This window comes from Vicinamibacterales bacterium (genome assembly GCA_041659285.1).
In the GTDB taxonomy this organism is placed as follows: domain Bacteria; phylum Acidobacteriota; class Vicinamibacteria; order Vicinamibacterales; family UBA2999; genus 12-FULL-67-14b.
Map to the genome: position 1 here is coordinate 78442 of JBAZYO010000014.1, position 13588 is coordinate 92029.

The 13588-nt window shown below is 66.9% G+C and carries 10 protein-coding genes; 6 read left to right on the top strand and 4 right to left on the bottom strand.

Annotation, left to right across the window (positions count from 1 at the left end; translation table 11 throughout):
* The first annotated feature begins 144 nt into the window (after nucleotides 1-144).
* The 5 genes from WC815_19555 (at nucleotide 145) to serC (ending at nucleotide 6726) form a co-directional block, all read left to right on the top strand.
* Nucleotides 145-1716 carry a PEGA domain-containing protein gene (locus WC815_19555; GenBank protein MFA5910979.1) on the top strand — a complete coding sequence of 524 codons (1572 nt, stop codon included), beginning with the start codon at nucleotides 145-147 and terminating at the stop codon, nucleotides 1714-1716.
* A gap of 56 nt (nucleotides 1717-1772) precedes the next feature.
* Complete coding sequence (locus WC815_19560) at nucleotides 1773-3029, top strand: M23 family metallopeptidase (protein MFA5910980.1); 1257 nt, start codon at nucleotides 1773-1775, stop codon at nucleotides 3027-3029.
* A 129-nt stretch (nucleotides 3030-3158) separates the two neighbouring features.
* Nucleotides 3159-4397: a DUF1015 family protein gene (locus WC815_19565; protein MFA5910981.1), complete on the top strand. Its 1239-nt coding sequence runs from the start codon at nucleotides 3159-3161 to the stop codon at nucleotides 4395-4397.
* A 7-nt stretch (nucleotides 4398-4404) separates the two neighbouring features.
* Complete coding sequence (locus tag WC815_19570) at nucleotides 4405-5628, top strand: 3-phosphoglycerate dehydrogenase family protein (GenBank protein ID MFA5910982.1); 1224 nt, start codon at nucleotides 4405-4407, stop codon at nucleotides 5626-5628.
* Between the two features lie 9 nt (nucleotides 5629-5637).
* Nucleotides 5638-6726, top strand: coding sequence for a 3-phosphoserine/phosphohydroxythreonine transaminase (gene serC, locus WC815_19575; protein MFA5910983.1), 1089 nt, complete (start codon nucleotides 5638-5640; stop codon nucleotides 6724-6726).
* Here the strand turns inward: serC and pcnB are convergent.
* From pcnB to WC815_19590, 3 genes are all read right to left on the bottom strand, one after another.
* On the bottom strand, nucleotides 6723-8159 hold the full coding sequence (gene pcnB, locus WC815_19580) for a polynucleotide adenylyltransferase PcnB (protein MFA5910984.1): 1437 nt from the start codon (nucleotides 8157-8159) through the stop codon (nucleotides 6723-6725). The two genes, serC and pcnB, sit on opposite strands and share 4 nt — an antisense overlap.
* Nucleotides 8160-8248: 89 nt before the next feature.
* Nucleotides 8249-9100 (bottom strand): OmpA family protein, encoded by an 852-nt coding sequence (locus WC815_19585; GenBank protein MFA5910985.1) that lies wholly within the window; start codon nucleotides 9098-9100, stop codon nucleotides 8249-8251.
* 404 nt (nucleotides 9101-9504) lie between these two features.
* Complete coding sequence (locus tag WC815_19590; protein ID MFA5910986.1) at nucleotides 9505-9987, bottom strand: isoprenylcysteine carboxylmethyltransferase family protein; 483 nt, start codon at nucleotides 9985-9987, stop codon at nucleotides 9505-9507.
* 64 nt (nucleotides 9988-10051) lie between these two features.
* Between WC815_19590 and WC815_19595 the strand changes: the two genes are divergently transcribed.
* Nucleotides 10052-10867, top strand: a complete 816-nt coding sequence (locus WC815_19595) for a hypothetical protein (protein MFA5910987.1) — start codon at nucleotides 10052-10054, stop codon at nucleotides 10865-10867.
* Between the two features lie 18 nt (nucleotides 10868-10885).
* Here WC815_19595 and polA read toward each other — a convergent pair whose 3' ends face one another.
* Nucleotides 10886-13573, bottom strand: a complete 2688-nt coding sequence (gene polA, locus WC815_19600) for a DNA polymerase I (protein MFA5910988.1) — start codon at nucleotides 13571-13573, stop codon at nucleotides 10886-10888.
* Between the last annotated feature and the right edge of the window lie 15 nt (nucleotides 13574-13588).

The window sequence follows — 13588 nt, forward strand, 5'->3', positions numbered from 1 at the left end:
GGATGCCAGAATTGACCAGGCGGGCTCGGCACGGCAGGGCGCGTCTTTCCTGTAACCCTCTCGTCTGCTTCGGGTTAGCATAACGATGCCCTCCCAGATGTGTCTGGAAGGGCCGTTGCACCAATGATTCGAGTGCTCCCATCTGTGAGCGAACCGACGGTCACCGCGGTTGACGGCTTCGGCCGCCGCACCCGCGGAATCGATCCGGAAAGCGAAGACGAGGTCGAATTCCTCGAGCTGTCGCCGGTCCTTGTCGAACACCCCGGTTTCGTGGCGGCGCTGGCTGACCGCGTGGCGCGGTTTGCCACCGTCCGGCACGCGTCCTACGTCCAGCTGCGCCGGCTCGACCGCCCCTCGGCGGATCGGCTGGTGCTGGTGTCGGACGACACCGCGGGCTGGCGGCTGTCGGAAATGCTGAGGGCCTCGGCGGCCGCCGGGCTGTCGCTCGACATCACGGTCGTGATCGGCCTGTTGCGGCAGTTGTTGCCGGCGGTTTCGCTATTCGGCCGTCACAATCGCGATGCCGCCATCGGCGCGCTGTCGCCGGAACGGCTGATCGTGACGCCGCAGGCGCGGCTGGTGATTGCCGAACATGCCTTTGGGCCCGCGCTCGAGAAGCTGAACCTCGGTCGCGATCGGCTATGGCGCGACTTCCGCGTCACCATGGCGCCGTCGGCCGGCCTGCCGCGCGCCAATCCCCGCGCCGATGCCCACGCGATTGGCGTCGTGGCGCTGGAACTGCTCCTGGGGCGCGTGCTCGGCGAGGACGAGTATCCGAACCAGCTGCCGTCGCTGCTCGAGTCGGCGGCCGAGCACCGCAACGGTGAAGCGACGCCCCTGTCGAAGGCGCTGTCGGCCTGGCTCGTGCGCTCCCTGCAGGTGGACATCAACACGGCGTTCCAGTCGCCGCACGAAGCGCAAGTGTCGTTCGAGTCGGTGCTGGCCAGCGACCGCGCCTACGTCACCTCGTCCAAGACGCTCGACGAGTGGGTCACCACGGTCGGCGCCGCCATCGATCAATCGCGCGGTTCGATGGCGCAGCCGGCACCGTCCGCACCGTCACCAGACGACGTGGCATCCGCCTCCGCTCGCGAAGAATCTGGCGAGCTGCCGCGGGACCTCGCCGACCTGTCCGACGGCGAGCCGGACACACCGTACGCACCTCAGGCACCGTTCGCGACCCAGGTGCCCGCAAGAAATCCCCTGACGCTCGCCCTGGTCGCGCTGGTCGTGATCCTGTCCGCGGTCGTGGTGTGGTCGTGGAATCGCGAACCGGGGGCGGCGCGCGCTGGCGAGGGCGAGTTGTCCGTGCAGTCGCGGCCGGTCGCGGCGCGGGTCACCATCGACGGCGAAGACCGCGGCGTGACCCCGCTCACGGTGACGCTGCCGTCGGGGGCGCACGTGCTTGAAGTCCGGATTGGCAGGTCCGAGCCGCGCGTGATTCCGCTGACCATCACGGCCGGCGTGCAGACGGCGCAGTACATCGAGCTGCAGAACGTGCCGACGACCGGCGGCCTCGACATCCGCAGCGAGCCGCCGGGCGCGCGCGTCACCATCGACGGCCAGAATCGCGGGACGACGCCGGTGACCATTCGCGACCTGGCGCCGGGCGAACACCAGGTGGTGCTCGAAGGCGGCGGCCGCAAGGTCACCCAGCCGGTTCGCATCGACGCGGGCATAACTGCGCAGCTCGTCGTGCCCTTGCCACGCCGCTAACGCGGATTTTGCATCCCATTGCACCCCGAGTTTTGTTAGGATCGGCCGTCCTCTTGATGCGCAAACGCTTCCTGGTCCCGGCTATCGGTCTGCTCGTGGGCGCCGCGTCATCGGCGTTCTGGCTGGTGAACGCCGCCGATCCGGTGAGCCTGTCGCGTCTCGCCTCAGACGTGTCGCTCGAGCGCGACGCCGACTACCTGAGCGGCTACATCCCCACCCGCACGACGATCGGCGCCGTGCTCGATCACCACATGATCGAGGGGCCGGAGAAAGCCGTGCTGGTGGCGACCATTGGCAACGCGTTCGACCTCCGGCGCATCCGCGCCGGCCAGCCGTATGTGATCGACCGGATGCTCGACGGCCGCGTCCGCCGCTTCGAGTACGAGATTGACGGCGACCGCCGCCTCACCGCCACGCGCGGGTCGCTCGACGGCACGCCCCGGTTCCACACCGCCATCGAGCGCATTCCGAAAGACACCGCGGTGGTGATGGTCGAAGGCGCCATCGATCGCGAGACCAACTCGCTGTCGGCCGCGCTCGACAAGGCCGGCGAGCGCATCGACCTGGCCCTCGGCCTGGCCGACGTGTTCTCCGGCGAGATCGACTTCAATTCGGACCTGCAGCCCGGCGATCATTTCCGGCTGCTGGTGGAACGGCACTCGCGCGAGGGCAAGCTGGCCGGCTACGGCCCGATCCTCGCCGCGGAGTTCGTCAACGACGGCCGTGAGATGCGCGCCATCCGCTTCACGCCCGAGGGCGGCGCGCCGGCGTATTACGACGACCAGGGCCGATCGCTGAAGCGTTTCTTCCTCAAGTCGCCGCTCAAGTTCGAGCCGCGCGTCACCTCGCGATTCTCGACCTCGCGCCAGCACCCCATCCTCGGCTACGCGCGCGCGCACAACGGCGTCGATTACCACGCCGCCACCGGCGCCCCGGTCGTCGCGGTGGCGCCCGGCGTGGTCACTCTCGCGGGATGGACCGGCGGCGGCGGCCGCACCGTGCGCGTGCGGCACCCGAACGGTTACGAGACCGAGTACCTGCACTTGTCGGCAATCTCCGTGCGGCAGGGTGCGCGCATCGGCCAGGGCGAGCTCGTCGGCCAGGTCGGCAAGACCGGTCTCGCCACCGGCCCGCACCTGCACTACGGGCTGAAGAAGAACGGCCGTTACGTGAACCCGATCCTCGAACACCGCAACATGCCGCCCGGCGATCCCGTGCCGGCCACGCTGATCGACGTGTTCGCATCGGAGCGCGACCGCTTCCTGTCACTGCTCGTCGCGCCTACCGCCGCCCGCGCCGCCAACAATAATTAGCCACAGAGGACACAGAGCATTTTCTTTGAAATGCTTGAGTCTGCTCGTGTTTCGTTTGCCAAGATGAGTTGACTCGGTGTCCTCTGTGGCTAACGTCCGTGGACGAGCGAAACGTATAATTCAAGACGCATGTCTGCCATTTATCCCTTCGCCGCCCTGCGCCCGGCGCCGAAGTCGGCGGCCGCCGTGGCGTCGGTGCCCTACGACGTGGTCAACGCCGAGGAAGCGCGGGCCCTGGCCGAGGGAAACCCGCTCAGTTTTCTTCGCGTGTCGCGCCCCGAAATCGAGCTCCCGCCCGGAACCGATCCGCACGCCGACGCGGTCTATGACCTGGCGGCGAAGAACTTCGCCCGGCTGAAGGGCGCGGCGCCGCTGGTCGTGGAAGACACCGCCTGCTTCTACGTCTACTGCCTCCACATGGGCGCCCACGTGCAGCGGGGCATCGCCGCCTGCTTCTCGGTAGACGAATACGATCGCGGCCTCATCAAGAAGCACGAGAAGACGCGCCCCGACAAGGAAGACGACCGCACGCGGCACATGCTCGCCGTTGGCGCGCAGACCGGGCCGGTGTTCCTGACCTATCGCGCCTCGAAGGACGTGGATGCCGCCGTGTCGCGCGCGGTCCTGGACGACCCGCTGTTCGACATTGTCGCGCCCGACGGCGTGCGCCATCAGATCTGGCGCGTGCCGCACGCCGTGGACCAGCAGATCGTCGATGCCTTCGCAGCCCTCGACAGCCTCTACATCGCCGATGGTCACCACCGCGCCGCCAGCGCGGCGCGGACAAGAATGGCCTTGAGAGAAAAGTCTGCGTTATCTGCGTCATCTGCGGCCCTGGTGTCGCCGTCATCTGCGGCTGAGCACGATCGCCTGCTAGCCGTGGCCTTCCCCGACAACCAGATGCAGGTGCTGCCCTACAACCGCGTGGTCCGCGACCTGCACGGCCTCACGGCCACCGAGTTTCTCTCCTCGTTGAAGCGAAGGCTCGCCGTGAGAGACGGCGGGCCCGCCACGCCGGCCCGAAAGGGCGACGTGGCGATGTACCTGGGCAACGCCTGGCACACCATCACCTTGCCGTCGGGCCCGCATTCACTCGATGTGGACACCCTCGAGACTGCGATTCTCGAGCCCGTGCTTGGCATCGACGATGTCCGCACCGACAAGCGGATTGATTTTGTCGGCGGCATCCGCGGCACCTCGGCGCTCGAGCAGCTGGTGAGCAGCGGCTCGTTTGCCGCCGCTTTCTCGATGTTCCCGGTGTCGGTGGCGGATCTGATGCGCGTCTCCGACGCCGGCGGCATCATGCCGCCCAAGTCCACCTGGTTCGAACCCAAGCTTCGCGACGGCCTGTTGTCGCATCTGCTGTGAGCCCGCCATGAAGGTGCTGATCGCGGACAAGTTCGAAACGTCAGGCCGCGACGCCTTGAAGGCGGCCGGCTGCGACGTCATCTTCCAGCCCGACGCCAATGGCGACAGCCTGGTGGCCGCCATCCGTGACACCGGCGCCCCGGTGCTGGTGGTGCGCTCGACGAAGGTGACCGAGCCGATGCTGGATGCCGGCTCCCTCTCGCTGATCGTCCGGGCCGGCGCCGGCGTCAACACCATCGACGTGGCCGGCGCCTCGAAGCGCGGCATCTACGTGTCGAACTGCCCGGGCAAGAACTCGGTGGCGGTGGCCGAGCTGACCATGGGGCTGATCCTGTCGCTGGACCGCCGCATTCCCGACAACGTCGCGGAATTGCGGGCGGGGAAGTGGAACAAGAAGGAGTTCTCGAAAGCGCGCGGCCTGCTCGGCCAGACGCTCGGCCTGATCGGCTTCGGCCACATCGGCCAGGAAGTGGCCGCTCGCGCCCGCGCGTTCGGCATGCCGGTGATGGTGTGGAGCCGCCGCTTCAGCGACGACGGCGCGGCGCGCGAGGCGGCGGAGCAGGCGTTCGGCATCCAGGTGGTGTCAACCGCCGAAGAGTTGGTGTCGAAGGCCGACATCCTGAGCGTGCACCTGGCGCTCACCAAAGAGACGCGCGGCTTCGTGAACGCGGCACTGCTCGCGCACGCCCGGAAGGGCGCCTGCTTCATCAACACCGCCCGCGGTGAAGTGGTGGATTACGCGGCCCTCGAAGCCGCGGTGAAGGACAAGGGCCTGCGCGTGGCCCTCGACGTGTTTGCCAACGAGCCGGCCGAGGCGACGGCGCCGTTCGCCGACACGCTGGTCGCGCAGCCGAATGTCTACGGCACCCATCACATCGGCGCCTCGACCGACCAGGCGCAGGAAGCCATTGCCGCGGAGACCGTGCGCATCATCACCACCTACAAGGACACCGGCAAGGTGCCCAACGTGGTGAACATCGCGAAGCTGACGCCGGCCACCCACATGCTGGTGGTGCGGCACCGCGACAAGCCGGGCGTGCTCGCCCACGTCTTCGAGTACCTGCGGGTGGCGCACCTCAACGTGCAGGAAACCGAAAACATCATCTTCGACGGCGCCCAGGCCGCCGTGGCCCGCATCAACCTCGACGGCGCGCCATCTCCGCGCGCGCTCGATGCCATGCGGTCCAGTAATGTCGATATTCTCGACCTACAACTCGTCAAACTTGGATAATGGATTCATATGAATAGCCATCGCATTTTTAACTTCTCCGCGGGCCCGGCCGTGCTGCCGGTTCCCGTCCTCGAAGAAGCCCAGGCCAACCTCGTCGCGCTCCCGGGCGTGGGCATGTCGGTGCTGGAGATCAGCCATCGTTCGAAGACCTTCGAAGCCATTTTGGCGAAGACCGAAGCCGACGTGCGCGAGCTCGGCAAGGTGCCCGCCAACTACAAGGTCCTGTTCCTCCAGGGCGGCGCCTCCCTGCAGTTCTCGATGGTCCCGCTCAACCTGCTCGCGCCCGGCGGCACCGCCGATTACCTCGTGACCGGCGGCTGGGCGCAAAAGGCGGTGAAGGAGGCCCAGCGCGTGGGCACCGTGAACATCGCCGCGACGACGGAGAGCGAGAACTTCTCGCGCATCCCGCGGCAGGACGAGATCAAGCTGACTCCCGGCGCGGCCTACGTCCACATGACGACCAACAACACGTTGTGTGGCACGGAGTGGGTGGCGGAGCCGGCGGTGGGTGAGACGCCGCTCGTGGCCGACACCTCGTCCGACATGTTCAGCCGGCCGATCGACGTGTCCAAGTACGGCCTGATCTACGCGGGCGCGCAGAAGAACCTCGGCCCCTCAGGCGTGACCCTGGTGATCATTCGCGAAGACCTGCTGGCGCGATCGTCCAAGTCGCTTCACACCATGCTGAACTACGCCGTGCACGCCGAGAACGGCTCGATGTACAACACGCCGCCGTGCTTCGGCATCTACCTGATGGGCCTGGTCATGAAGTGGGGGCTGGCGCAGGGCGGGCTCGACGCGCTCGCCGCCCACAACGCGCGCAAGGCCGACAAGCTCTACGCCGAGATCGATCGCTCCGGCTTCTACCGCGGCACCGCCGACAAGGCGAGCCGGTCGCGCATGAACATCACCTTCCGGCTGCCGAGCGAGGACCTGGAAAAGTCGTTCGTGAAAGAATCCACGGCCGCGGGCCTGGACGGGCTGAAGGGCCACCGCTCGGTCGGCGGCATGCGCGCCTCGATCTACAACGCCTTCCCAGACGAGGGCATCGACGCGCTCGTCTCCTTCATGCAGGAGTTCGAGAAGAAGAACGGCTAGGATTCCGGCGGTTTATTGAAAGTGTGACGGCCACGGCGGCGCCTGCCACGGCGTCGCCGGCCGGCGCCTGGCGGGCGGCTGTCGGCGCCCGCCGCGACGCTCTCTTCGGGCGTCGGCGGCCGCAAGGCCTCGGGGCCGAGGGCCTCGATGAACCCCTTCCAGTGCTCCAGCACCGCGGGCGCCTGCCCGTGAATCTCGAACCACGTCAGAGCATCCTCGAACGGTCCGCGATGCATCAGCGCGCGCTTGGCGCGCGGCGACATCTCGAGGTCGGCGATGCGGCCTTGCAGCGACAGGATCTGGCGCAGCCGCTCGGTATCCCCTCGCGCAATCGGCAGCGATCCGATCTTGAGGATCGGTTCCTTGGGCGGGCGCTTGAATCGAGACTTGCGCGCGGGTGACGGCAGCCCGCTGGTGTTGCCCGGCTCGGCCTCGTCCGCGGCCTGGTCCCCGGTGTCGCCGGACTCATCATCCGACTCCAGGTCGTCGTCGAAGCGGCTGTGCGCCTTGCGCGGCATCAGGCCCAGCGGGAGCAGCAGGGTGCCGAGCAGGATCGGGTTGCGCAGGGTCGCCGGCGCCGATTCGAAATTGCGCCGATACGCGTCGAGGGCCGCCAGGCCTTCCCACAGCGCCACGTTCTTCGCGCCGCGCTGGATTTCCGGCGTCACCGGCTCGAGCAGGCGATGCTCGGCGAGCGCGCGGAAGGTCTGTTCCGCGGCGCCCGAGCGCAGGATCTTGTAGTACTCCTCGATCAGGCGGGCCGGTGATGCCGTGGCCATGAGATGACGGTGCGTCGCAATCGCCTTCACGACCGGCTCGTCCATGCGGAAGCCCAGGCGCGACGCCATCACGATGGCGCGCAGCATGCGGACCGGGTCTTCCTGGAAGCGATCGTTGGGATCGCCGATGCTGCGAATCAGCCCGTCCTTCAGGTCCTGCAGGCCGCCGACGTAGTCGATGATCGAGAAGGTGCCGACGTCGTAGAACAGGGCGTTGATGGTGAAGTCGCGGCGGAAGGCGTCCTCTTCCGGCGTGCCGAAGGTGTTGTCGTGCTTGATCAGGAGGTCGGCGGCATCTCCCGCGGAGGGCGGCGGCGCCTCGCTCGGCTCGCCTTCGCTGCCGGCCGGGATGTTCTTGCGGAACGTGGCCACTTCGATGGCCTTCAGGCCGAACCGGACATGGGCCAGCCGGAAGCGGCGGCCGATGATCCAGCAGTTCCTGAAGAGCTTTTTGACCTGGTACGGGTGCGCCGAGGTGCCGATGTCGAAGTCCTTGGGCCGTCGGCTCAGCAGGAGGTCGCGGACGCTGCCGCCCACGAGGTAGGCGGCATAGCCCGATTCGTGCAGGCGGTACAGCACTTTAAGCGCATCGGCATCGATGTCCCGCCGCGAGATCGGGTGCTCCGCCCGCGGGACAATCACCGGTTCAGTCATCCAGCCTTAGATTGTATGCGCCCGGGACCCGTCCGCCATAGCGCCAAGCGCGACGGCGGACGGCACCGCCCAGAATCCCGACACCTTTCTCACTGTTTCACGAGCTCCACGCGGCGATTTTTGGCCCGCCCCTCCTCCGAGTCGTTGCTGGCCACCGGCGCCAATGGTCCGACGCCACGGCCGATCATTCGGGCGGCGGCAATTCCGTGCGTGCCGGCCAGGGCCTGCACCACCGCCTCGGCGCGGGCCTGTGACAGCTTCGCGTTCAAGTCGAGCGCGGCGACGTTGTCGGTGTGTCCCACGACGTAGACCTTCAAGGCCGGGTCGGCCTTCAGCAGCTTGGCAATCTCGCCGACGGCGGCGTCTGATTCGGGCTTCAACACCGACTTGCCGGTGTCGAAATAGATGCCCGGGACCTCCACGTGACCGGTGGCCTGCAGGCCGGACTTGAAGAGCTCGGCGCTGGCCACCACTTCCTGGGTCATCGCCTGTTTCTCGACGATGGTCAACACGTAGCCGCCGCCCCAGGCCGTGTCCACCTGCGCCCAGACCTCCTTGTTGTCCTTGGTGACGCTCAAGACGGTGTAGCGCTGGTCCTCATAGCGAACCGTGCCGCCGATTGCGGCGATGGCCTGTTGATGATTGCGGATGATGGCCAGCGGGCTCGGAGCCGTGTTGCCGGTATTGATCCGGTACCTCACATCGACTTTCCGGCCCTCAACAGGCGTGGTGGTGGCCTTGCCGGTCTTGAACACGAACTGTTCGAATTCCGCGACCTTGCACGAGACGATGTGCGTGTTCTGCATGCGGGTGAAGAGCGGATGGTCCTTGCAGCCGGCGGCGTCTGATTCTTTGGCTTGCGGAGCGCCGGACAACAGGGATGCCGAGGCGAGAAGGAAGGCGGCCGCAGCAATGAAGCCGGCCGAAGGAGTGCGCATCATATGAAGCCTCCGTTACCTCCAGTATAGGCCGCAGATTTGTCCGAGGGGACAGCCGCCGATTTACGCAGATTGGACAGCCGCAGATTTGCCAGATGGAAACAGCCGATCAGATTTATGCAGATCTTGATCACGGTTCGGCGGAAAGTCACGGCGTGTCTTCCGCGTAGTCGACTCGAGTGGTCGTTAGATCTCCATCAAATTCCAGCCCAACGATGTCTGTGCCCCCGGAAGTGGATGCGGGCCGCGGCGACGGCATCGAAACGGATTACGCGCCAGTAAGCCGGTACTTTCCAGCAACCATTGACAGACCGGCCCGTGAGTCTGTGAAATCTGCGTCAAATCTGCGGCTGTGTTTAGTTCAGTAATCTGCGTCAATCTGATGCGGCTGTGTCGGTCGGCGCCATTCAGAGATATCGCCTCACCTGGGCGAGATACGCCGTGTAGCTGTCCCCGAACTTGTCGGAGAGGTATCTCTCCTCCGGCAGCACGGCGATGAGATGCACTGTCAAGAGAGCGGGAACCGCGAACAACGATATCCAGAGATTGTTCAGCGCCAGGCCGAGGCCGAATTCCACGAGAGTCATCCCGACGTACATCGGGTTCCGTGTGAAGCGGTAGGGTCCCTTCAAGATGAGGGAGGGAGAGGGCTTCCACGGGATCGGACTCTGACCCGTGCGCGTGAAGCAGATGCGCGCTGCAATCAGGAATATCAGGCCGGCCATGAGAACAAGAAGGCCACCGGCGACGCTGACCGCCCGGCCGGCCGGAACCGGTGCCGCGACCACCGCGTATTCAAGAGCCAAGCCCAGGAGAATGCCGCCGAGAAAGACGAGTGGCGGTGGAAACCGGACGCGGGCCCCCTGTTCGACGGAGTTGGTTTGAGCCAAAGGGATCTCCTTGAAGAGAGAAATAACCGAAGGTGTGTGTCGCAGCCTATCATCTGTGCTATCTGTGTCATCTGTGGCCCTGATCAAGTCTGCGTCTGTGGCGCTGATCGTCCTCCTCGCGACGACATCTGTGTCGGCTACGCGGGCGGACCTCGCCCGTGCGCGCTCTCTCTACAATCAGCGGCAGTTCGACGCCGCCATCGAAGCGGCCATCGCCGCCCAGAAGACGCCCGCCACCATGGACGCCGCCACCGTCGTCCTCGCCCGCGCGCACCTCGAGCGCTACCGCGAGCGCGCCGACCCGGCAGATCTCTCGGCGGCCCGCCTGGCGCTGGGCACCGTTCGCGCGACCAGCCTCGACGCCCGCGACAACATCGACTTCCTGCTGGCGCTGGGCGAGGCGCTGTTCTTCGACGACGACTACGGCGCCGCGGCCCAGTTGTTCGAGAGCGGCCTCGACGGCGCCATCGCGCACGGCCCGGCCTCGGGCGAAGCGATGCTGGACTGGTGGGGCAGCGCGGTGGAGCGCCACGCCGACGGCATTGGCCGCGACGAGCGCGCGGCCACGTTCGGCCGCATGCGCGACCGCATGGCGCGCGAGCTGGCGAGGAACCCGGGTTCGGCGGCTGCCGGCTATTGGGTGGCGGTGGCCACCAGGGGTGCGGGAGATCCCGCCGCCGCCTGGGACGCCGCCATCGCCGGCTGGGTCCGCGCGCGGCTGGCGACCAGCCGCTCCGCCAACTTGCGCGCCGACCTCGACAAGCTCGTATTGGAAGGGATCATTCCGGACCGCGTGCGGCTCCTGTCACCCGACAAGCGCGCGCAGGCCGAATCCGACCTGCGCACCGAGTGGACGGTGGTCAAGGAGCGGTGGAAGTAGGGGTCTGACCCCTCCGTACTACGGTTTCGCTTCCATCCAGTTCTCGCCGATCCCAACATCGACATCGAGCGGCACGCGCAGCGGCACGGCGGCCGCCATCTTCGCCTTGACGATCGCGGCGACGGCATCCGCCTCGTCTTTCGGCGCCTCGAACAGCAACTCGTCGTGGACGGTGAGGATCATCCGCGCGCGCGGGTGGCTTGACGCCAGTGCCGCGTGCACGTCGATCATCGCGCGTTTGAGGATGTCGGCGGCGGTACCCTGGATTGGCATGTTCACCGCCACGCGCTCCGACGCAGCGCGGATTTGACCGTTGCGGCTGGTCAGCTCCGGCACCGGACGACGACGGCCGAAGATGGTCTGGACGAAGCCGCTGACGCGCGCGTCTTCGAGGGTCTTGTCGATGAACTCCCGCACCCGCGGAAAGCCCGCGAAGTAGGCGTCGATGAACTGCTGGGCGGCCTGCTGCGTCACGCCGATGTCTTTCGCCAGCGTGAACGCGGTCTTGCCGTAGAGCAGGGCGTAGTTGACGATCTTCGCGCGCCGGCGGAGCTCGTGCGGGTCGAGCGTGCTGTCGGGTCCGAACACCCTGGCGGCGGTCTGGTCGTGAATGTCGTCGCCCCGTTCGAACGCGGCGATCAAGGTCTCGTCGCCCGACAGGTGCGCCAGCACCCGCAACTCGATCTGTGAGTAGTCGGCGGAGATCAACAGGTAGCCCGGTTCGGCGACGAAGGCCTTGCGGATCTGGCGGCCGATCTCGGTGCGGATCGGGATGTTCTGCAGGTTCGGATCGCTGCTGCTCAACCGGCCGGTGGCCGCCACCGCCTGGCTGATCTGGGTGTGCACGCGGCCGGTCTCCGGGTTGACCAGCGTGGGCAGCGCGTCGATGTAGGTGCCCTTTAGTTTCGCCAGCCCGCGCCAGTCGAGAATCAACTGGCAGATGTCGTGCTGTGCCGCCAGCTCCTCGAGCACCTCCACCGCCGTGGACGGCGTCCGCGTCGTCCCGGTGCGCTTGAGGACCGGCAACTGGAGCTTCTCGAACAGGATCTCGGCGAGTTGCTTCGGTGAGTTGATGTTGAATTCGCCGCCGGCCAGCTCGAAAATCCGCCGGCTGAGGTCGTTCATCTCGTGATCGACCAGCGACGACTGCGACGCCAGCGCGCGGACGTCCACGCGCACGCCGACCCGCTCGATCTCGGCAAGGATCGGCACCAGCGGCAGCTCGAGGTCGAGGTACACCGGCATCAGCCCGTCGCGATCGAGCATGGGCCGGAAGTGCTCGGCCAGCTGCCACACCAGGTCGGCGCGCTCGCCGGCGTAGTCCAGCACGCTGTCCACGGGGACCTGCGCGAACGGCAACGCCTTGGCGCCCTTGCCGCGAACCTCGTCTTCGGTGATTGCCTTGTAACCGAGCTGCTCGAGCGCAATCGGCTCGAGGGCCTGGCTCGATCGATTCGAGTCCACCAGGTAGCTGGCCAGCATCGTGTCGAAGGCCTTGGGGTTCCTGATGTCCACGCCGTGACGGCCCAGCACGATCAGGTCGGCCTTGATGTCGTGGCCGATCTTCTCGACGGCCGGGTCGGTGAGCAGCGGCGCGAGCAGGGCCAGCGCCTCGGACTTGGCGAGCGAGAACCCGCCGCCGAAGCCTTCGTGGCCGAGCGGAATGTAGCGGGCCATCGCCGGCCCGGTCGAGACCGCAATGCCGACCAGGGTGGCGCGCACCGGCGCCGTGCCGTCGGTGATCACCTTCAGGGCGAAGCGGCCGGCCGCCCGCAGCTGTTCGACCAGCGCCTTCAGCTCGTCACTCGACCCGACGATGGCGTAGTCCTTGACCACCGAGGCCGCGGTGGGCGCGAACTCGGGGACCAGCGTGCGGAAGCCCAGCTTCGAAAACAGCGCGTAGCAGCGCTCGCGGGAGGGGCCGCGGTAGCGGAACGCTTCGGCGTCGAACGGCACGTCCACGGTGGTGTGAATGGTGACCAGCTCGCGGCTCTGGCGCGCCAGATCGGCGTTGGCCAGCAGGCCTTCGCGATACTTCTTCTGCTTGATCTCGCCGGCGTTCTGCAGCAGCGCGTCGAGCGAACCGTACTGGGTGATCAGCTCGCGCGCGCCCTTGTCGCCAATGCCGGGGACGCCCTTGACGTTGTCGCTGGAGTCACCCATCAGCGCCAGCACGTCCACCACCTGCGTGGGCGGCACGCCGAACTTCTGCCGCACGCCGTCGGCGTCGTACCACGTGCCCTCGTCCTTGGGGTTGTAGACACGGATGACGCCGTCGTTGACCAGCTGGAAAAAGTCCTTGTCGCCGGTGACGATGGCCGCCTGCAAGCCGTGACCGGCGGCCTTGCTCGCCAGCGTGCCGATCACATCGTCTGCCTCGAAGCCTTCGGAGGTGAAGATCGGCACGCCCAGCGCCTCGCAGGCCTCGAACACCCACGGCACCTGTTCGACCAGGTCGTCGGGCATGGCGGCGCGGTTGGCCTTGTAGTCGGCCGACATCTTCGAGCGAAAGGTCTGGCCGCGCACGTCGAACGACGCGGCGATGTATTCCGGCTGGTGGTCCGCAATCAGCTTGCGGAGCATCGCGATGAAGCCGTAGACCGCGTTGGTGGACTTGCCGTCGGGCCCGGTCAACCCGCGGATCGCGTGGTAGGCGCGATACATCTGGTTGCTGCCGTCGATCAGGAACAGCGTGGGTTGAGGCACCGTCCGTATATTATT

What these genes read in the sequence shown, in the direction of transcription:
- WC815_19585 (MFA5910985.1), bottom strand. Translation starts at nt 9,100, where the DNA reads ATGATGCGCACTCCTTCGGCCGGCTTCATTGCTGCGGCCGCCTTCCTT.
- WC815_19560 (MFA5910980.1), top strand. Translation starts at nt 1,773, where the DNA reads ATGCGCAAACGCTTCCTGGTCCCGGCTATCGGTCTGCTCGTGGGCGCC.
- serC (MFA5910983.1), top strand. Translation starts at nt 5,638, where the DNA reads ATGAATAGCCATCGCATTTTTAACTTCTCCGCGGGCCCGGCCGTGCTG.
- WC815_19565 (MFA5910981.1), top strand. Translation starts at nt 3,159, where the DNA reads ATGTCTGCCATTTATCCCTTCGCCGCCCTGCGCCCGGCGCCGAAGTCG.
- WC815_19570 (MFA5910982.1), top strand. Translation starts at nt 4,405, where the DNA reads ATGAAGGTGCTGATCGCGGACAAGTTCGAAACGTCAGGCCGCGACGCC.
- pcnB (MFA5910984.1), bottom strand. Translation starts at nt 8,159, where the DNA reads ATGACTGAACCGGTGATTGTCCCGCGGGCGGAGCACCCGATCTCGCGG.